The organism is Paracoccus sp. SMMA_5_TC (assembly GCF_009696685.2).
Taxonomy (GTDB): domain Bacteria; phylum Pseudomonadota; class Alphaproteobacteria; order Rhodobacterales; family Rhodobacteraceae; genus Paracoccus.
Genome location: NZ_CP102355.1, coordinates 1,537,501 through 1,554,614, shown reverse-complemented (window position 1 = coordinate 1,554,614; position 17,114 = coordinate 1,537,501). Strand labels below are relative to the sequence as shown.

Below are 17,114 nucleotides of genomic sequence, written 5' to 3'. Positions count from 1 at the left end.
CAGGCTAGGACCTGCCGTCGGCCTCGCCACCATCACCGTCGTCCTCGGCCGGGGTATCGGGAACCTCGTCCCTGTGAACGGCCCTTGGGGCTGCGGCTTCGGGGCGGGCGGCGTCGGACTTCTGGCCTAGTTCGGCCACGGGCAGATCCAGCCCCTGGCCCAGACGCTGTGCCAGCTGGGCGATGACCTCGGGATTGCGCAGCCAGATATCCCGCTGGGCATAGGGAATTTCGATCCCCTCCTCGGCAAAGCGGCGGGCGATCTCGTGATTGATTTCAGATGTCACGCCGGCGCCGCCGTTGATGTCGGAAAGCACCGCCCGAATCTCGAAGTTGATGCTGTCGGCGCCAAAGCCGCGCAACAGGACAGCCGGCGCAGGATTGACCAGAACCGTCGGCTGGTCCTCGGCGATCTCGCGCAGGATGCGTTCGACCTTGCGGGTATCGCTGCCATAGGCCACCCCCACGGGCACGATGATGCGCCCCTGCAGGCTACCGCGCGTCCAGTTGGTCACCGGCTGGGTGATCAGGTTCGAATTGGGCACGATCACATCGGTGCGGTCGAAGGTCTGGATCTGGGTCGCCCGCACGGCCATCTTCTTGACGACGCCCTGCTGGCCGCCCACCTCGATCCAGTCGCCGACGGCGATGGGTCGTTCGACCAGCAGGATGATGCCGGACACGAAGTTCGACACCACCTGCTGCATGCCGAAACCGATGCCGACCGACAGCGCACCTGCGACAAAGGCCAGCGAGGTCAGGTCGATCCCGGCCGAGGTGACGGCAAACACCGCCGCCAGGGCCAGCCCGATATAGCCGATCATGGATGTCACGGCGTTCTGGCCGCCCGCATCCAGCTTGGTCTTGGGCAGGATCGAGCTGCGGAAAGCGCCCTGAACGAAACTGGTCAGCGAATAGCCGATGGCAAAGACGATCACGAAGGTCAGGATCGCCATGGGCGACAGCCGCACGCCGCCAAAGCTGAAGCCCTGCTGGGCGCGGGTCCAGGCCTCGACCAGATCGACGGGCCGCGCCCCCCAGATCAGCGCAAACAGCGGCATCGAAAACAGAACCAGCGCAAAACCGATCAGCGCCGGCATCAAGGCATCGCGCGCCGACTGGTCCCCGCCCTTGGCCATTGCGTAAAGGTCGGCGATGAAGTCCTGCAGCACGATCAGCAGCCCCACCAGCCCCAGTGTCATGGCCGAGGACCACAGTGCGGCGTTGGCAGCGGTGACGTATCCTGCCGCAGCCGCAATCGGGGCTGCCACAGCGACCAGCCGCGCCAGCTGACCCAGAAACGCGACGATGCGCACCCGATAATCGGGGGCATCCGACGCCTCGGACGGGCGCAGGCGGCGCAGCAGATTGGCCAGCTGGAACAGGCAGAAGGCACCGAACAGGATCAGCAGGAAATGCCACACCCCTGCCGATGCCTCGCCAAGGCGCTCTGGCACGGTATCCACGTCCTTCTGGCTGTTGAAGCCCGACAACGGCAGGATCGAACGCGAAATCAGCTGATGCAGCGCCAGGGATGCCGCCAGCAGTTCCGCGCGAAACCGCGCCTTGCGGCGCTGATCGTCGTCCATCGGCAGGGGCGGCGTCACCCCCATATGAACATCGGGAAACAGGCGTCGCGCCAGCCAGATGCCGCCAAACAGCGACAGCCCGGCCGCAGGCACCGATTTCAGAACCGGAATACCCCAGTCGGCAAAAAGATCGGTGGCCACCAGTGCCGCAGCGGCCAGAATGACACCGATCAGGGGAATGGCGATCTGTCCCAGCGAAACACCGAACACCAATGCGGCGCGCGATCTTTCGCTGGCCCGCGCAGACAGGCGCGAGGGCAGCGAATCCATCCACCGCCTGCCCCGCGACAGCAACAGCAGCGCCACCAGCAGAAAGCCCCCGATCAACGGCAATCGGGCACTGAATCCGGACCATCCTCCGGTCGATTCCCAGCGGCTGCGCGCCTCGTCATAGATGCGGGCAACGACATTTGCCGCCTCGGTCATCGCCGGACCCCAGTTGGCGGGGTTCAGGGGCGAGGGCGTCTTGCGGATCAGCGCATAGGTCTGGCGCTGACGGATGGTCTGATCGATCTGGGTGACGATGCCGTCGGCACGCCCATAGGCCTCGACCGCCTGAAGGCCGGGGGCCTGCAATTCGGCAAGCTGTTCGTTCAGCTGTTTGCGGCGTGCGGCAATATCCTCGGACTCGGTCTGCCCCTCGGCCGGGGGCGGCCCCAGGGCATTGATCTGGTCCTTGAGCGTGGCAATGCGCGTGGCGTTGAGCCCTTCGGCCCCCTTGAAGCGGTCGCGCCATTTGACCACCTCGGCCCGGATGGTTTGCAGCCGCGCGTCATTGGCCGAGCCTGATTCAAGGATCTGTTCGGCCTGCGCCGCGAGCTTCTCCCAGGCGCGATAGTCGGGCAGTTGCGCGTCCTGGGCGGCGGCAGGCTGGCCCAGCGCCAGAAGCAGCGCGACGGCCAGCGCCGCAAGGCGTGACAGCAGGGAACGGCATGACATGGTGAGATCAGTCCTCGTAGACTTCCGGCAGGTCGGCGGGTTTGCGCGTCATCCAGTCGGGCACCGGCAGTCCCTTGGCCCGCAGGAACTCGGGATTGAACAGCTTGGTCTGATAACGCGTGCCGTAATCGCACAGCACGGTCACGATCGTGTGTCCGGGCCCCATGTCCCGCGCCATGCGGATGGCGCCGGCCACGTTGATCCCCGACGATCCGCCAAGGCACAGCCCTTCGTGTTCGAGAAGGTCGAATACGACCGGCAGCGCCTCGGCATCGGGGATGCGATAGGCGAAATCGGGGGAGAAACCTTCCAGGTTGGCAGTGATGCGCCCCTGCCCGATCCCTTCGGTGATCGACGAACCGGGCGCCTCGAACTTGCCTTCGGTGTAAAAGCTGTAAAGCGCCGCGCCCTCGGGATCTGCGAGACCGATCTTGACGCCCTTGGGCTGCAACGCCATTGCCACCCCGGCCAGCGTCCCACCCGAACCTACCGCGCAGATGAAGCCATCGACCTTGCCGCCGGTCTGCTCCCAGATCTCGGGCCCGGTGGTTTCGACATGGGCCTGACGATTGGCGACATTGTCGAACTGATTGGCCCAGATGGCGCCATTCGGTTCGGTCTTGGCCAATTCCGCGGCCAGCCGTCCGGAATAGCGCACGTAGTTGTTCGGATTCCTGTATGGTTGGGCCGGCACCTCGACCAGTTCGGCCCCGGCCAGGCGCAGCATGTCCTTTTTTTCCTGACTCTGGGTTTCGGGAATGACGATGACCGAACGGAAGCCCATCGAGGCCCCGACCAGCGCCAGCCCGATCCCGGTGTTGCCGGCGGTGCCCTCGACGATGGTGCCGCCCGGTTTCAACGCCCCCCGCGCCACCGCGTCGCGGATGATGTAAAGCGCCGCGCGATCCTTGACCGACTGGCCCGGATTCATGAACTCGGCCTTGCCCAGGATCTCGCAGCCGGTTTCTTCCGAGGCGCGCCGCAGACGGATGAGCGGCGTGTTGCCGATGGCAGAGGCAAGATCAGGGCAGATGCGCATGGACGTGGCCTTTCGCAGGATGTTCCGGCTTGGTTTACACGCCCCGGCCCGATGGCGGCAACCCCGCTATGGCGCATCCAGGGCCTGACGCAGGTCAGCGTGACGCAGTTCCAGCCACAAGGCCAGCGCCAGCAGCGGCCCGTTGCGGATTTCGCCGGCCAGCGCCATGCGGGTCAGTTCGGTGCGGGGAAGCAGAAGGCTGCGGATATCCTCGTCCTCGCTGGGCAGACCTCCCACTCCGGCGGCATCGTCGGGCAGATCCGCAACGCCGACATACAGATACAGGAATTCGGCCACCGCGCCCGGGCTGGGATAATGATGCGGGGCCGCGAAGAGTCGGCTCAGGGTAACCCCCGCCTCCTCGCGGGCCTCGCGCAGTGCCGCCTCGGCGGGGCTCTCGCCGGCATCGACGCGCCCGGCCACGGTTTCGACCAGCCAGGGGCGACGATCGCCGCGGGCCATGGGGGCGGCACGGAACTGCTGGATCAACAATACGCGATCCCGCCCGGGATCCCAGGGCAGAACCACCGTGGCATCGCCCGAAACAAAGACGCTGCGATGCAGCGGCGGTGACATGGTTCCGTCATGACGCCGGTGGCGCAGGCAATGTTCCTCGACCGAAAAGAAACCTGCATAAGGTTCCGTCATTGTCAGGGCCTGCACCTGCGGAGACGGAGCCGGACCGTTATCGGGCAGAGCGGCCGTTTCCTGGGCTGCACGCAGCCTTGCGCCAGCCCAGTCGGCAATCCGGGGCAGTCGTGCACGCAGTTCTGCCGCCGGACGCGTTTGCGGCGCAGCCAGCAGATGATCCAGAATCGCCCGTGCAAGATCGCCAGGCCAATCGCCGCCCTCTGGCGCAACCGAAGTCGCCGGCGCGGGTTGCACACCCAGAATCTGCCGTCCTGCGATCTCGATCGGCTGCAGGTCCATTATGTCGGCATAGCGGCAAAGCTCGGGCGTCCAGTCCGAATGCCACAATGACACCGCCCCCGGGCCAGGAGCCAGCCAGGGCCAACCGTCCGGATCGATCCCGGCCCGAAGCCCGCCGCGCAGTGCATGACCTACAAGTGCCGGCGCAGGCCGGGCCTGCGGGCACAGGCGCTGACGCAAGATATCATGGGCCAGGGGCCCGATCAGCAGCGGCACGTCACACCTGCGTCGGATCGTTTCCGAAAAGCCATGATCTCGCGCTCCCGCCCTTGGAAAAATTATATGCTTTTTGGCGCGAAGGCCCTTGCGCTTCAACCCGCAGCCGTCTAAATCCCCGCCACCACCCAGAGCGCGGAGAGGTGCCGGAGTGGTCGAACGGGGCGGTCTCGAAAACCGTTGAGCCTTCACGGGTTCCGTGGGTTCGAATCCCACCCTCTCCGCCACAAACCCAAGAAAATCAAGCGCTTGCGGCAGGCTTTGCGGGACACCCGCCATGAGACCCGCCTTCCTGAAAACGCTTGTATGCTGCTGATTGCGACAGGACAGGCCGGGGGCATGAGGGTGCAGCAGGGCTTGGCTGCGGGTGGCGTTGATCTGATTTCCCCTGATTTCCCGACCACCCACAGAAAGCCCCGCAGGCGTTTCGGGATGTTCTGCGCCTTGCCGGTGCCCTTGGCGTGAAGGGCAAGGCGGTGCGGCAGGCCGGGGGGTGAAAGCCGGGGCGGGCATGGCCCGGGACCGCGCGCCCCATCATCTTGCCACAAACCGTTAGAAAAAAGCTGCTGGCGGGCCGGGCGCGGCGATGCCTTCGCGCGGGCTTGCCCGCAGATTTCGCTATTTTGCTGCCGCGCTGGTCGGTGCGTTTCTGGGCGATCAGGCCGGATTCCAGATCGGATGCCTGGGCGTTGGCACCCTGCCCGCCACGCTCGGCGAAGCGCTATGGGTCTGTGGCTATGCGGGCTGGGATATGATTTCGCAAGCCAGATCGTGATGCGGGGCGATCTTGTGGCCAAGCCTGTCGGGTTTATAATTTCGCTTGCACTGGCCAGCCTGCCGGGCTGCGCGCTGGTGCGACGACCTGGCAAGAAGATATGAAGCCCCCGTCCGTCGCTGGCGAGGGCCTCAGGCGGTCAGAAACTCATCACCACGGTGTCGTCGGCGATGATGCTGCGGGACATCGCGGCGGGGTCTGCCGGCGTCACACCGTCGATCAGGACCGATGCGTCTGCGCCGCGACCCGGCAGATATATGGCGCAAACCTCGACCTTTACGTCATGCTGGTCCATCATCATCCGCATCAAGCTCTGGGGGCTTGCATCACGCGGCGGCTGGCCGGCTGTGGCGCTTGCGGGCGCGTCCCGCAGTGCGATGTCGCCGCCCGGGCCGCAGAGCAGAATCTGCGCCTTCGCGCCCTGCTGCACGGCGTTCAGCGTCAGCACCATGGCCATGAGCTGCGTTTGCGGTTCCGGGGCGGTCAGGATGGTGACGAGGTTGCGCTGCTCATCCGCCAGCGCGGGCCCGGCAAGGGCAGTCGACAGGGCAAGCACCGGGAGAAGCTGTTTCATGCAAAGCTCCATTAGTGAGATTTGGTCATTCAAAGCACCATCGCGCGGATGACCAGCCCGACGACGGCCAGCGAAAGAACGCCCGCGGCCCAGAGACCGAGGAACCACAACGCCTTGCGGAACCCCGAGCGCATCAGTGATATCCCGCCTCGGGGTCTATCTTCCCGCGAAATACCCAATAAGCGTAGGCGGTGTAGGCAAGAATCATCGGCACCAGCACCAGCGCACCGACCAGCAGGAACCACAGGCTTTCGTCCGGGGCCGCCGCATCCCATATCGTCAGATCGGGCGGCACCATGTATGGATAGAAGCTGATACCAAGCCCGATAAAGCTGAGCACGAACACGGCCAGCAGCGCCCGGAAAGGCCAGGAGTCGCGCCCCTCGGTCAGCCCTCGCCAGAAGACGTAGCTGGCGATCAGCACGCCTGCCGGCACCCAGACCGTGAAGAGCACGTTGGGAAGACTGAACCAGCGCTCTAGATAGACAGGGTTCAGAAAAGGCGTGATCAGGCTGACCAGCCCGACGAGCACCAGCATGGCGAGGCCGAGGCTCGGAGCGAGCGCGCGGGCGCGAGCATGCACCGGGCCTTCGGTCTTCATGATCAGCCAGGCCGCGCCAAGAGCGGCATAGCCCACCACGAGCGCGGCCCCCGTGAGCAGCGAGAACGGCGTCAGCCAGTCCCAATTGCCTCCCGCATAGGCCCGGTTGTCGACGGCAATCCCCTGGACCAGGGCTCCGAGCGCCACGCCTTGCGCGAAGGTTGCGGTGAGGCTGCCGACGAAGAACGAGAGATCCCAGAGGATCTTTCCGCGCCTGGTCCGCCAACGGAACTCGAACGCCACGCCGCGGAACACAAGGGCCAGCAGCATCACGATGATCGGCACATAAAGCGCGGGCATGACCACCGCATAGGCCAGCGGAAAGACGGCAAACAGCCCACCACCCCCCAACACCAGCCAGGTTTCGTTGCCGTCCCAGACCGGGGCGACGGTGTTCATGGCCAGGTTCTTTTCCGCCTCGCCGCGCATGAAGGGAAACAGGATCCCGACGCCCAGGTCGAACCCGTCGAGGATGACATAGGCCAGGATGGCAAAGGCGATGAGCCCGGCCCAGATGAAGGCAAGATCGAAGGGCATGGGTGTCACTCCGCAGGGATGAAGTCTTTGTCGGCGGACGGCGCCGGCGTGATGCCGGCGGCGCGCGTCGGGCCCAGTTCCTCGATCGGCAGGCCGGCCTCGGGCGTCTTTTTCATCAGGCGCAGGATGTAGAAGGTGCCTGCGCCAAAGAGCGCGAAATAGACGACGATGAAGGCGAGCAACGAGCTGGCGACAGCCGCAGTCTGGATGGGTGCCACGCTGTCTGCGGTGGACAGCAGGCCGTAGACGGTCCAGGGCTGCCGGCCGACCTCGGTCGTGATCCAGCCTGCCAGCACCGCGACGAAACCCGCAGGCCCCATCGCTATCGCAGCGCGATGCAGCCACGGTCGGTCATACATCGCCCCGCGCCAGCGCAGCACCGCAGCCCAGATGCCCAGGCCAAGCATCGCGAAGCCCAGCGCCACCATGATGCGGAAGGACCAGAAGACAATGGCCACCGGCGGGCGCTCGTCGGCGGGAAAGTCTTTCAGACCGGGCAGAGGCGAGGTGAGATCATGCGTCAGGATCAGCGACGACAGATAGGGTATCTGCACGGCGTAGTCTACGCGCTGCTCGTTCGCATTCGGCAGACCAAACAGGATCAGCGGCGCGCCGCCTTGGGGATGGCTCTCGAAATGCCCCTCCATCGCGGCGATCTTGGCGGGCTGGTGTTCCAGCGTGTTCAGACCATGGAGGTCGCCTGCGATGATCTGCAGAGGTGCGACGGTAATCAGCATACCCATGGCCATCGAAAACATGGTGCGCGCGGCAGGGTTGGCGCGGTCGCGCAGCAGGTGCCATGCCGCCACGGCGCCCACGACCAGTGCTGTGGTAAGATAGGCGGCAAGAACCATGTGCACGAGGCGGTAAGGGAAGGACGGGTTGAACACGATTGCCCACCAGTCCACCGGTACGAACTGGCCGACCTCGTTGATCGCATGGCCCTGCGGCGTCTGCATCCAGCTGTTGACCGACAGAATCCAGAAGGCCGACCCCAGCGTGCCGACCGCAACCATCAGCGTGGCGAGGAAATGCAGCTTCGGTCCCACCTTCTCGCGGCCGAACAGCATCACGCCCAGGAAGCCGGCCTCAAGGAAGAAGGCCGACAGCACCTCGTAGCCCATCAACGGGCCGATCACCGGCCCGGCCTTGTCGGAAAAGACCGACCAGTTGGTCCCGAACTGGTAGGACATCGTGATGCCCGACACCACGCCCATGCCGAACGCCACGGCGAAGATCGTCTTCCAGTAGTTGAAGATCTTCAGATAGATCTCGCGTCCCGTCCACAGATGCAGCCCGTTCAGCACCGCAAGATAGCTGGCCAGGCCGATCGAGAAGGCCGGAAAGATGATGTGGAAGGAGACCGTGAAGGCGAACTGGATCCGCGCCAGTTCAAGTGCGTCGAAGCCGAGCATGACCGAGATATCTCCATTCAGGCGGGGTCGATATCGACAATACGGAGGTAGGGTCGCAGAGTCTCGAACCCTTGCGGGAAGCGGATCCTTGCGTCGGCGTCACTCAGGCTTGGCGGGATGATCGCACGGTCGCCCGGTCGCCAGTCCGCGGGCAGTGAAACCCCCATGGCATCGCCAGTTTTCAAGGCATCGATCACACGCAGGATCTCGTCGAAGTTTCGCCCCACGCTCATCGGATAGGTCATCGTCAGGCGAAGCTTTTTTGCGCTGTCGATGATGAAGACCGAGCGAACGGCAGCCGTTTCGGATTGTGCCGGATGAATCATCCCGTAGAGGCGCGCGATCCTCATGTCGGCGTCCGCGATGATCGGAAACCGCAGCGTGGTATTCTGAGTGTCGTTGACGTCGTCTATCCATTTCAGATGTTCTTCGACCGAGTCGGTGCTGAGCCCGATCGGCTTTACACCGCGCTTTTCAAACTCTGCGCTGAGTTGCGATGCCCGACCCATCTCGGTGGTGCAGACTGGCGTGAAGTCCGCCGGGTGGCTGAAGAAGAAGGCCCAGTCATCGCCGATCCAGTCATAAAACGAGATCGGGCCGAGCGTGGTGTCGGCCGTGAAATCCGGGACGATATCACCGAGTAACAGAGGCATGGTGTCTCCTTTTGGTGTATTGATTACCGGCTACCCTGCCTGCCTGCACGGTTCAGTGACATTGTCACCCAGATCGCAAAAAGTTATACTCTGGGTAGAACTTTCAACAGGGGATCTGGATGAAGCTCACGGCCTATTCCAACTACGCGCTGCGATCGCTTCAACTTGCTGCACTCAGGGCGCCCGATCTTATCCGTGTCGATGACGTTGTGCGCGTGCACGGGCTTGCACGGCCGCATATCGTGAAGATCGTGCACGAACTTGGCCGCGCTGGCTTCGTCAAGACGCAACGGGGGCGCGGCGGCGGGTTCCGGCTTGCGCGTCCGGCCGAAGAGATCGTGGTGGGTGACGTCATCCGGCTGACCGAGGGACCGCTCGACGTGGTGGAATGTTTCAATCCGGCGTCAAACACCTGTCCCCTCATCGGGATCTGCCGGTTGTCTCGTGGCCTGCACGAAGCGACGCGCGCCTTCATGGCGGTGCTCGACCAATTATCGCTGGCCGATATCTCTGCCAATCGCGATCAGCTGCTGGGGCGCATCGCGGCCGTCGAGAACGTCGCCCCGGCGCCGACACGGAGCAGCCCATGAACCTTGGCGATTGGACAGAACGGTTCGAGGGCACGCGCGGGCTTCCCCGGCCGGTGCGAGACAGGCTCCTCGCCAGCGCTCAGATTGCACGATATGCCCAGGGCCAGACCGTGTTCAGCCCCGAAAACCGCCCCGACAACCTGCTGTTTCTGGTCGAAGGAACGTTACGGGTCTCGCAAACGGCAGAATCGGGACGGGAGATCGTTCTCTACCGGGTGGAGGCGGGTGAAAGCTGCGTGCTGACCACCGCCTGCATGCTCGCCGAGGAGGCCTACAACGCCGAGGGGACTGCCGAGACCACGCTGGTTGCCGTTGCGCTGTCGCAGGCTACCTTCGACCAGCTCGCGGCGGAGGAAGCAGCTTTCCGCAAGTTCGTGTTCGCGGCCTACTCGCGTCGTCTGCTCGACCTGCTGCGCGTGGTCGACGAGGTGGCCTTTGGTCGCATCGACGTGCGGCTTGCCACAAGGCTTCTGGCACTTGCCGGCACGTCGGTCGAGGTTTGCGCAACCCATGACGACCTCGCGCGGGAATTGGGCACGGCGCGCGAGGTCGTGTCCCGCGTGCTGCAGGATTTCCAGAAGCGGGGTCTGGTCAGCCAGTCCCGTGGCCGCGTCCGTCTGATCGCCCCCGAAAGGCTTGGGCAAATTGCGGAAAGCGGCTGACCCGGATCTCCTGTCGCGCCAACGGCGGCGGGCATCTACTCGGGCGCAAGGTGACAATGTCACTGAACCCGGCGGCGCCAGGCGCTATCCATGGATCGTTGTAAGTCTGGAGGGATCGCCGTGGGCATCAAGTTGAGAACCGTCGATCATGTCTTTCGGGCTGTCCTTGGCCTAGTGCTTCTCTATCTTGCCGTTCCGAGCAGCCTTCCGCTCCTGGAAGGGGCGCTGCTCAATTATGGCGCGACCATCGTGGGGCTTGCCATGCCGGTCACCGCAGCGACACGTGTCTGCCCGATCCATGCGACGGCTGGCGTCAGGACGTGCCGGGCCTGAGCCGATGGGGACCGTGTTTGCACCCTGGGCATCCTTGGGCAGCAGCGTTCGCAACGGTCTACGGCGTGCGTTGCGTCATCGGAGTCTGAGCCCATGCGATTGATCGCCGGCTGCGTCATAGGGCTGGTTTTCGGTCGCGCCGCGCCCATTCTGGCCGAGGCTTTTCAGGTGCCGGCTCGCAGCAGCGTGGATCTCCGCCTGCTGGGTGGCTTGGCGGTGTTCGGCATCGGCTGGGGCATCGCCCGATCCTGCCCGGGCGGAGTGCTGCCCGCGCTATGGACCGGCCGCTGGGCGGCATTTGCGTTCATCACGGTCGTGATCGCGACCATCCTTCTTGTCAAGTTTCTGCAATCCATAGGCGGCGCCGCGCGTCGCGCGACGGCTTGACCGTCTGAAACGGAGAAATTCATGAACGGCTATCCGATCAACCTGGACGTCAGACCCGAAGTCCATGCGTTCTTTGACGACGCGACCAACACCATCAGCTACATCGTGAAGGATCCGGGTTCGAATGCCTGCGCGATTGTCGACAGCGTGATGGATATCGACTATGCGGCCGGGCGAATTGCATACACGCACGCCGACATGCTGATCCGCAAGGTGGAGGAATTGGCCCTGTCAGTGGAGTGGATCATCGAGACCCATGTCCACGCCGACCATCTGAGCGCCGCGCCTTACATTCAGCAGAGACTGGGCGGCAAGATCGGCATTGGCGCCAAGATCAAGGTGGTGCAGGAAACATTCGGCAAGATCTTCAACGAGGGGACGGAGTTCCAGCGGGACGGGTCGCAGTTCGACGCGCTGTTCGAGGACGGCGACACCTACATGATCGGCGGCATGCAAGCCTTCGTCATGGCGACCCCTGGCCACACGCCGGCCTGCATGACGCATGTGATGGGTGACGCGGCCTTCGTGGGCGACACGCTTTTCATGCCGGACGGCGGCTCGGCACGAGCCGATTTCCCCGGCGGCGACGCCGGCACGCTCTACGATTCGATCCAGAAGGTGCTGGCGCTGCCCGACGAGACACGGCTCTTCATGTGCCACGATTACGGCCCGAACGGGCGCGAGATCCGGTGGGAAACGACGGTGGCCGAGGAAAAGGCCCACAACATCCATGTTGGTGGCGGCAAGACGCGGGAGGAATTCATCAAGTTCCGGACCGAGCGTGATGCGCAGCTTTCGATGCCCAAGCTGATTATCCCGTCGCTTCAGGTCAACATGCGCGCGGGCCAAGTGCCTATGGACAAGGACGGCAACCGCGTACTCAAGGTGCCGATTAATGGCCTTTAAGAAATGGACTGCGGAAACGCGGCAAGATGAGGCTGCCATGTCCAACAACATGACGGTGGAAAACCTGGACGATGCGCTTCAGGTGAAGATGAGCGCCGCAGATCAATATCAACTGCATGCGCATGTCCTCGACCATAGGGGGCTCAATTCACCTACAGGCAAGATGCGCGGGGAACGGGCAGAAAAAACCGGACATTCCGACCTGTTCATGGAGCGTATCTTGTTGCTGAAAGGAGCGCCTGATCTCGCTTTCGCAATATCGCCCAAGTGCGGAGAAGCCCGGGCAGACGTGTTCAGGGTGGACCTTGCCAATGACGAGGCCGTTGAACTCGAGATCAGGGCGGCCCGACTGGCCTGTGAGGCCAACGATGTCGGATCGCATATGTTCTTCGAGAAGATCGCAATTGATGAAGCATGCCGCAAGGCTTGGTCGGCGCTGCAACTGGAGCCAACCGAGCGCATCGGTGAACAGGCGTGCAGCGCGAAAATGGTTTCGGTCAGACAAGATGAAGCAGCATCTGCTTCGAGAAGGTCACAGGTGAGATGACGGCGTTTCGGCGCCTGTGGCCTGTCTTTGATCGAAACCAACCGGGAGGAATGCAACAATGGAATTGAAAGAAATCTCGCCGAAATTTGCGGTGTCCCCGCAGATCGCAGTCTCGGATATGGCCGCGATCAAGGCGGCTGGTTATCGCGCAATCATCTGCAACCGCCCCAACGGCGAAGGCGCGGATCAGCCGAGCTTCGAGGAAATCGAGGCCGCTGCCAAGGCCGAGGGTATCGAGGCAAGATATGTCCCGGTTCAGTCTGGGATGGTGACTGACGAGGATGTTTCTGCCTTTAGTCAGGCGCTGACCGAGGTGCAACGCCCGGTATTGGCCTATTGCCGGACCGGGACGCGCTCGGCGACGCTTTGGTCGCTGCACGAGGCGAAAAAGCGACCTGTCCCCGAAATCCTCGCCATGACGAAGGCAGCAGGCTACGACATGAACGGTGTGGCGCGCCGGGTCGCCAATGGCGGCAAGACCCCGACCGACACGGGCGATGCCCACTTCAAGGTTGTGATCGTTGGCGCAGGGGCTGGCGGAATCGCCGTGGCGGCCAGCCTGAAGGCGCGCAAGCCGGGTCTCGAGATTGCGATCATCGACCCGGCCGACGTTCACTACTATCAGCCGGGCTGGACCATGGTCGGCGCTGGCGTCTTCGACGCGCAGGACACCGCCAAGACGATGGGCAGCCTGATCCCGAAGGGCGTCACGTGGGTCAAGGCGGCCGTCGCGGCCTTCGAGCCACAGAACAATGCCGTAATTCTCGACGGCTGCCGCGTGGTGAAATATGATCGCCTGGTGGTCTGCCCCGGCCTCAAGCTCGACTGGGGGAAGATCGAGGGCCTGGTCGAGACGCTGGGCCGGAACGGGGTGACCTCGAACTACCGCTACGACCTTGCGCCTTATACATGGCAACTGGTGCAGGATTTGCGCGCCGGGACCGCGCTCTTCACCCAGCCGCCGATGCCGATCAAATGCGCCGGCGCCCCGCAGAAGGCGATGTACCTCTCGGCGGACCACTGGCACCGCGCGGGTCGGCTCAAGGACATCGACATCCATTTCTGCAATGCGGGAGCAGTGCTGTTTGGTGTCAAGGAATACGTGCCCGCGCTCATGGAGTATGTGAAGAAGTACGACGCCAAGCTCGACTTCTTCCACAATCTCGTGGCGGTCGACGGTTCGGCAAAGACAGCCACCTTCGAGGTCAAGGAGCCGGAGCAGCAGCCCCGGCGCGTCGAAATGGCGTTCGACATGCTGCATGTCTGCCCGCCGCAGACAGCACCGGATTTCATCCGCGTCTCGCCGCTGGCCGACGAGTCGGGATGGGTCGATGTCGACCAGGCCACGCTGCGTCACAAGATTTACGAAAATATCTGGGCGCTCGGCGACGTGATGAACGCGCCCAACGCCAAGACCGCAGCGGCAGCGCGCAAACAGGCGCCGACGGTAGCCGAGAACATTGTCGCCGACATCGCCGGCCGCTCGGCCGTGGCACAATACGACGGCTACGGCTCATGTCCGCTGACGGTCGAGCGCGGCAAGATCGTGCTGGCGGAATTCGGCTATGGCGGTGTGGTGAAGCCCAGCTTCCCTTCCTTCCTGATCGACGGAACCCGGCCAAGCCGCGCCGCATGGTTCCTGAAGGAAAGGCTGCTGCCGCCGATCTACTGGCGGGCCATGCTTCGCGGCCGCGAATGGCTGGCCAAACCCGAGAAACTTCAGGCCGCCGAATGAAAAGAGCGTCCGGCCTTCTGTGCATCGGTGATCTGGCACCTTCTACGTCGGCCAGCTGGTGCGCAAGCCGGCCACCTCGAAACGGGTCTCGCGGCTGCGGCCCGAGGCGGAGTGGGTCTGCCACGAGGTCCCGGAGCTGCGCATCGTGCCCCAGGAGCTGTGGGATGCGGTGAAGGCCCGGCAGCACGCCACCACCAAGGCGATCGCGCGGGCCGCGGTTCCGGACCGGCAGGGCCTTGGCGCCCGCGGCGCGGCCCTGCGGCGCAGGTATCTGCTCTCGGGGCTCGTGCACTGCGGGCAATGCGGCGGCGCGCTGATCGTGGCCGGCAGCGGCCGCTCCAAGGGCTACTACTGCGCCAATGCCAAGCAGAAGGGCGCGGCGGTCTGCCCCGGCATGCCGGGGCTGCGCAAGGCCGCGGTCGAGGAGATCATCCTGAGCGGGCTGCGCGAGGCGCTGATGACGGAAGAGGCCGTGGCGCAGTTCCGCAGGGACCATTCCCGGCATCTGGCCGAGCAGAACCGCGGCGCGAGCGAGCGCATCGCCCGGCGCAACAGTGCCATTCGTAGCCTCGAGCAGAAGCGGCAGGGGTTTCGCGACGCGATCGGCGCGGGCCACGCGAACCCCTCGCTCTTCGAAGGGCTGACCGAGACGGAAGCTGAGCTGGCCGCCCTGCGCGCCGAAGCCGAGGCCGAGGCCGGCACGGTGATCGCCCTTCCCGCGGATCTCGGCGCGCTCTACCGCGCCCATGTCGCGGATCTGGCGCGCACGCTCTCGGGCGGCGAGGTGGTGGGCCGGGCGTCGGAGGAGCTGCACCGGCTGATCGCGCGGATCGATGTGTCGTGGAACGCCGCGGACGGCGGCCACGATCTCGACCTGCAGGGCGATCTGGTGGCGCTGCTGCCGGCGGCGGACAGCAAAAAAGCCGCCTCGTATGAGGCGGCTGGATCTTCGCTAAGACTGGTTGCGGGGGCAGGATTTGAACCTGCGGCCTTCAGGTTATGAGCCTGACGAGCTACCGGGCTGCTCTACCCCGCGTCATGATTTGTTCTGAGGGATTGTCGCTTCTTTTCAGGTCTGGCGGTGACCTACTCTCCCACGTCTTGAGACGCAGTACCATTGGCGCTACGGCACTTAACGGCCGAGTTCGGGATGGGATCGGGTGTTTTGCTCGTGCTTTGGCCACCAGACCTGAGAAGGAGCGACATCGGCGTTATCCTGATTTTTCAGGATGGGTTGTCCAAGGCTGCTTCTGGAAGGAGGGTCTGCCTTCTTCCGGATCAAATCAAGCCAATCGAGCCATTAGTACCGGTCAACTGAACGCATTGCTGCGCTTACATCTCCGGCCTATCGACGTGGTGGTCTTCCACGGCTCTCAAGGGATACCTTGTTTTGAGGGGGGCTTCACGCTTAGATGCCTTCAGCGTTTATCCTGTCCGTTCATAGCTACCCAGCACTGCCGTTGGCACGACAACTGGTCCACCAGTGGAACGTTCACCCCGGTCCTCTCGTACTAGGGGCAACTCCTCTCAAGTATCCTACACCCACGGCAGATAGGGACCGAACTGTCTCACGACGTTCTAAACCCAGCTCACGTACCTCTTTAAATGGCGAACAGCCATACCCTTGGGACCTGCTCCAGCCCCAGGATGAGATGAGCCGACATCGAGGTGCCAAACGATGCCGTCGATATGGACTCTTGGGCATCATCAGCCTGTTATCCCCAGCGTACCTTTTATCCGTTGAGCGATGGCCCTTCCACTCGGGACCACCGGATCACTATGGCCGACTTTCGTCTCTGCTCGACTTGTCAGTCTTGCAGTCAGGCTGGCTTCTGCCATTGCACTCAACGAGCGATTTCCGACCGCTCTGAGCCAACCTTCGCGCGCCTCCGTTACTCTTTGGGAGGCGACCGCCCCAGTCAAACTACCCACCACGCAGGGTCCCGGACCCGGATAACGGGCCGCGGTTAGACATCAAGAGTGCGAAGGGTGGTATCTCAAGGGTGGCTCCACGGGGACTGGCGTCCCCGCTTCGATGCCTACCACCTATCCTGCACATCACAATCCTGATGCCAGTGCGAAGCTATAGTAAAGGTGCATGGGGTCTTTCCGTCTAACCGCGGGAAGTCTGCATCTTCACAGACAGTTCAATTTCGCTGAGTCCACATTTGAGACAGCGGGGAAGTCGTTACGCCATTCGTGCAGGTCGGAACTTACCCGACAAGGAATTTCGCTACCTTAGGACCGTTATAGTTACGGCCGCCGTTTACCGGGGCTTCAATTCAAGGCTTGCACCTCTCCTTTTAACCTTCCGGCACCGGGCAGGCGTCAGACCCTATACGTCGCCTTACGGCTTCGCAGAGCCCTGTGTTTTTAGTAAACAGTCGCCACCCCCTGGTTTGTGCCCCCCGCCCACAGTTGCCTGCGAACGGGGCCTCCTTCTCGCGAACTTACGGAGGTATTTTGCCGAGTTCCTTAAATGTGGTTCTCTCAAGCGCCTTGGTATTCTCTACCAGTCCACCTGTGTCGGTTTAGGGTACGGTCATGTGGAGGGCTATTTCCAGGAACCGCTCAGCAGCCCGATCAATCCGTTAAGACCGAACTACACCTGCGATCCGTCACCATCTCCTGGCCCAGGAATATTAACCTGGTTCCCATCGACTACGCCTTTCGGCCTCGCCTTAGGG

The 17,114-nt window shown here is 63.5% G+C and carries 16 protein-coding genes, 2 tRNA genes and 2 rRNA genes (1 of these 20 running past the window's edge); 9 read left to right on the top strand and 11 right to left on the bottom strand.

The features are described from left to right. Positions 1 to 4: 4 nt before the first annotated feature. From GB880_RS08040 to GB880_RS08030, 3 genes are all read right to left on the bottom strand, one after another. The gene (locus GB880_RS08040; RefSeq protein WP_229774274.1) at positions 5 to 2,527 is read right to left on the bottom strand and encodes a DUF3772 domain-containing protein; all 2,523 of its coding nucleotides are present in this window, start codon (positions 2,525 to 2,527) and stop codon (positions 5 to 7) included. A gap of 7 nt (positions 2,528 to 2,534) precedes the next feature. After that, on the bottom strand, positions 2,535 to 3,566 hold the full coding sequence (locus tag GB880_RS08035) for a cysteine synthase A (protein WP_154490502.1): 1,032 nt from the start codon (positions 3,564 to 3,566) through the stop codon (positions 2,535 to 2,537). Between the two features lie 66 nt (positions 3,567 to 3,632). After that, complete coding sequence (locus GB880_RS08030) at positions 3,633 to 4,712, bottom strand: NUDIX domain-containing protein (RefSeq protein ID WP_263467030.1); 1,080 nt, start codon at positions 4,710 to 4,712, stop codon at positions 3,633 to 3,635. Between the two features lie 137 nt (positions 4,713 to 4,849). Between GB880_RS08030 and GB880_RS08025 the strand changes: the two genes are divergently transcribed. Next, positions 4,850 to 4,939, top strand: a tRNA-Ser gene (locus tag GB880_RS08025). 687 nt (positions 4,940 to 5,626) lie between these two features. On the opposite strand, the gene GB880_RS08020 is transcribed toward GB880_RS08025, so the two are convergent. From GB880_RS08020 to GB880_RS08000, 5 genes are read right to left on the bottom strand one after another with little or no spacing between them, the layout of a single operon-like run. Beyond that, a complete protein-coding gene (locus tag GB880_RS08020) occupies positions 5,627 to 6,061 on the bottom strand; it encodes a DsrE family protein (RefSeq protein WP_154490500.1) in 435 nt (144 codons plus the stop codon). 29 nt (positions 6,062 to 6,090) lie between these two features. Further along, entirely contained in the window at positions 6,091 to 6,195 is a 105-nt protein-coding gene (locus GB880_RS08015) for a DUF2474 domain-containing protein (RefSeq protein ID WP_229774273.1), read from the bottom strand. Further along, positions 6,195 to 7,199, bottom strand: a complete 1,005-nt coding sequence (cydB, locus tag GB880_RS08010) for a cytochrome d ubiquinol oxidase subunit II (protein WP_154490498.1) — start codon at positions 7,197 to 7,199, stop codon at positions 6,195 to 6,197. The genes GB880_RS08015 and cydB overlap by 1 nt, the downstream gene beginning before the upstream one ends. Positions 7,200 to 7,204: 5 nt before the next feature. After that, positions 7,205 to 8,614 (bottom strand): cytochrome ubiquinol oxidase subunit I, encoded by a 1,410-nt coding sequence (locus GB880_RS08005; RefSeq protein ID WP_154490496.1) that lies wholly within the window; start codon positions 8,612 to 8,614, stop codon positions 7,205 to 7,207. A 17-nt stretch (positions 8,615 to 8,631) separates the two neighbouring features. Beyond that, a complete protein-coding gene (locus tag GB880_RS08000) occupies positions 8,632 to 9,267 on the bottom strand; it encodes a peroxiredoxin (protein ID WP_154490495.1) in 636 nt (211 codons plus the stop codon). A 119-nt stretch (positions 9,268 to 9,386) separates the two neighbouring features. On the opposite strand from GB880_RS08000, the gene GB880_RS07995 reads away from it, so the two are divergent. From GB880_RS07995 to GB880_RS15870, 8 genes are all read left to right on the top strand, one after another. Then, positions 9,387 to 9,857, top strand: a complete 471-nt coding sequence (locus tag GB880_RS07995) for an RrF2 family transcriptional regulator (RefSeq protein ID WP_154490494.1) — start codon at positions 9,387 to 9,389, stop codon at positions 9,855 to 9,857. Next, the gene (locus tag GB880_RS07990; RefSeq protein WP_154490493.1) at positions 9,854 to 10,519 is read left to right on the top strand and encodes a Crp/Fnr family transcriptional regulator; all 666 of its coding nucleotides are present in this window, start codon (positions 9,854 to 9,856) and stop codon (positions 10,517 to 10,519) included. The genes GB880_RS07995 and GB880_RS07990 overlap by 4 nt, the downstream gene beginning before the upstream one ends. A 90-nt stretch (positions 10,520 to 10,609) precedes the next feature. Next, positions 10,610 to 10,852 (top strand): YgaP family membrane protein, encoded by a 243-nt coding sequence (locus tag GB880_RS07985; protein ID WP_154490492.1) that lies wholly within the window; start codon positions 10,610 to 10,612, stop codon positions 10,850 to 10,852. A gap of 93 nt (positions 10,853 to 10,945) precedes the next feature. Next, entirely contained in the window at positions 10,946 to 11,239 is a 294-nt protein-coding gene (locus GB880_RS07980; RefSeq protein ID WP_154490491.1) for a DUF6691 family protein, read from the top strand. A 21-nt stretch (positions 11,240 to 11,260) separates the two neighbouring features. Further along, positions 11,261 to 12,145, top strand: coding sequence for an MBL fold metallo-hydrolase (locus GB880_RS07975; protein WP_154490490.1), 885 nt, complete (start codon positions 11,261 to 11,263; stop codon positions 12,143 to 12,145). Between the two features lie 37 nt (positions 12,146 to 12,182). Further along, positions 12,183 to 12,692, top strand: a complete 510-nt coding sequence (locus tag GB880_RS07970) for a ferritin-like domain-containing protein (RefSeq protein ID WP_154490772.1) — start codon at positions 12,183 to 12,185, stop codon at positions 12,690 to 12,692. A 58-nt stretch (positions 12,693 to 12,750) separates the two neighbouring features. Beyond that, a complete protein-coding gene (locus GB880_RS07965; protein ID WP_154490489.1) occupies positions 12,751 to 14,427 on the top strand; it encodes a bifunctional protein tyrosine phosphatase family protein/NAD(P)/FAD-dependent oxidoreductase in 1,677 nt (558 codons plus the stop codon). Between the two features lie 58 nt (positions 14,428 to 14,485). Further along, positions 14,486 to 15,430 carry a zinc ribbon domain-containing protein gene (locus GB880_RS15870; RefSeq protein WP_442793775.1) on the top strand — a complete coding sequence of 315 codons (945 nt, stop codon included), beginning with the start codon at positions 14,486 to 14,488 and terminating at the stop codon, positions 15,428 to 15,430. Here GB880_RS15870 and GB880_RS07960 read toward each other — a convergent pair. From GB880_RS07960 to GB880_RS07950, 3 genes are all read right to left on the bottom strand, one after another. After that, positions 15,387 to 15,463: transfer RNA gene (locus GB880_RS07960), tRNA-Met, on the bottom strand. The two genes, GB880_RS15870 and GB880_RS07960, sit on opposite strands and share 44 nt — an antisense overlap. A gap of 37 nt (positions 15,464 to 15,500) precedes the next feature. Then, positions 15,501 to 15,615: ribosomal RNA gene (rrf, locus tag GB880_RS07955) — 5S ribosomal RNA — on the bottom strand. 91 nt (positions 15,616 to 15,706) lie between these two features. After that, positions 15,707 to 17,114, bottom strand: a 23S ribosomal RNA gene (locus GB880_RS07950); it runs 1,428 nt beyond the window's last position.

Bases quoted from the DNA above. Each gene is read 5' to 3' on its own strand.
- GB880_RS07975 (WP_154490490.1), top strand. From the start codon at position 11,261: ATGAACGGCTATCCGATCAACCTGGACGTCAGACCCGAAGTCCATGCG.
- GB880_RS07980 (WP_154490491.1), top strand. From the start codon at position 10,946: ATGCGATTGATCGCCGGCTGCGTCATAGGGCTGGTTTTCGGTCGCGCC.
- GB880_RS08020 (WP_154490500.1), bottom strand. From the start codon at position 6,061: ATGAAACAGCTTCTCCCGGTGCTTGCCCTGTCGACTGCCCTTGCCGGG.
- GB880_RS07970 (WP_154490772.1), top strand. From the start codon at position 12,183: ATGTCCAACAACATGACGGTGGAAAACCTGGACGATGCGCTTCAGGTG.
- GB880_RS07995 (WP_154490494.1), top strand. From the start codon at position 9,387: ATGAAGCTCACGGCCTATTCCAACTACGCGCTGCGATCGCTTCAACTT.
- GB880_RS08005 (WP_154490496.1), bottom strand. From the start codon at position 8,614: ATGCTCGGCTTCGACGCACTTGAACTGGCGCGGATCCAGTTCGCCTTC.
- GB880_RS08040 (WP_229774274.1), bottom strand. From the start codon at position 2,527: ATGTCATGCCGTTCCCTGCTGTCACGCCTTGCGGCGCTGGCCGTCGCG.
- GB880_RS08015 (WP_229774273.1), bottom strand. From the start codon at position 6,195: ATGCGCTCGGGGTTCCGCAAGGCGTTGTGGTTCCTCGGTCTCTGGGCC.
- GB880_RS08035 (WP_154490502.1), bottom strand. From the start codon at position 3,566: ATGCGCATCTGCCCTGATCTTGCCTCTGCCATCGGCAACACGCCGCTC.
- GB880_RS07965 (WP_154490489.1), top strand. From the start codon at position 12,751: ATGGAATTGAAAGAAATCTCGCCGAAATTTGCGGTGTCCCCGCAGATC.
- GB880_RS07990 (WP_154490493.1), top strand. From the start codon at position 9,854: ATGAACCTTGGCGATTGGACAGAACGGTTCGAGGGCACGCGCGGGCTT.
- GB880_RS07985 (WP_154490492.1), top strand. From the start codon at position 10,610: ATGGATCGTTGTAAGTCTGGAGGGATCGCCGTGGGCATCAAGTTGAGA.
- GB880_RS08000 (WP_154490495.1), bottom strand. From the start codon at position 9,267: ATGCCTCTGTTACTCGGTGATATCGTCCCGGATTTCACGGCCGACACC.
- cydB (WP_154490498.1), bottom strand. From the start codon at position 7,199: ATGCCCTTCGATCTTGCCTTCATCTGGGCCGGGCTCATCGCCTTTGCC.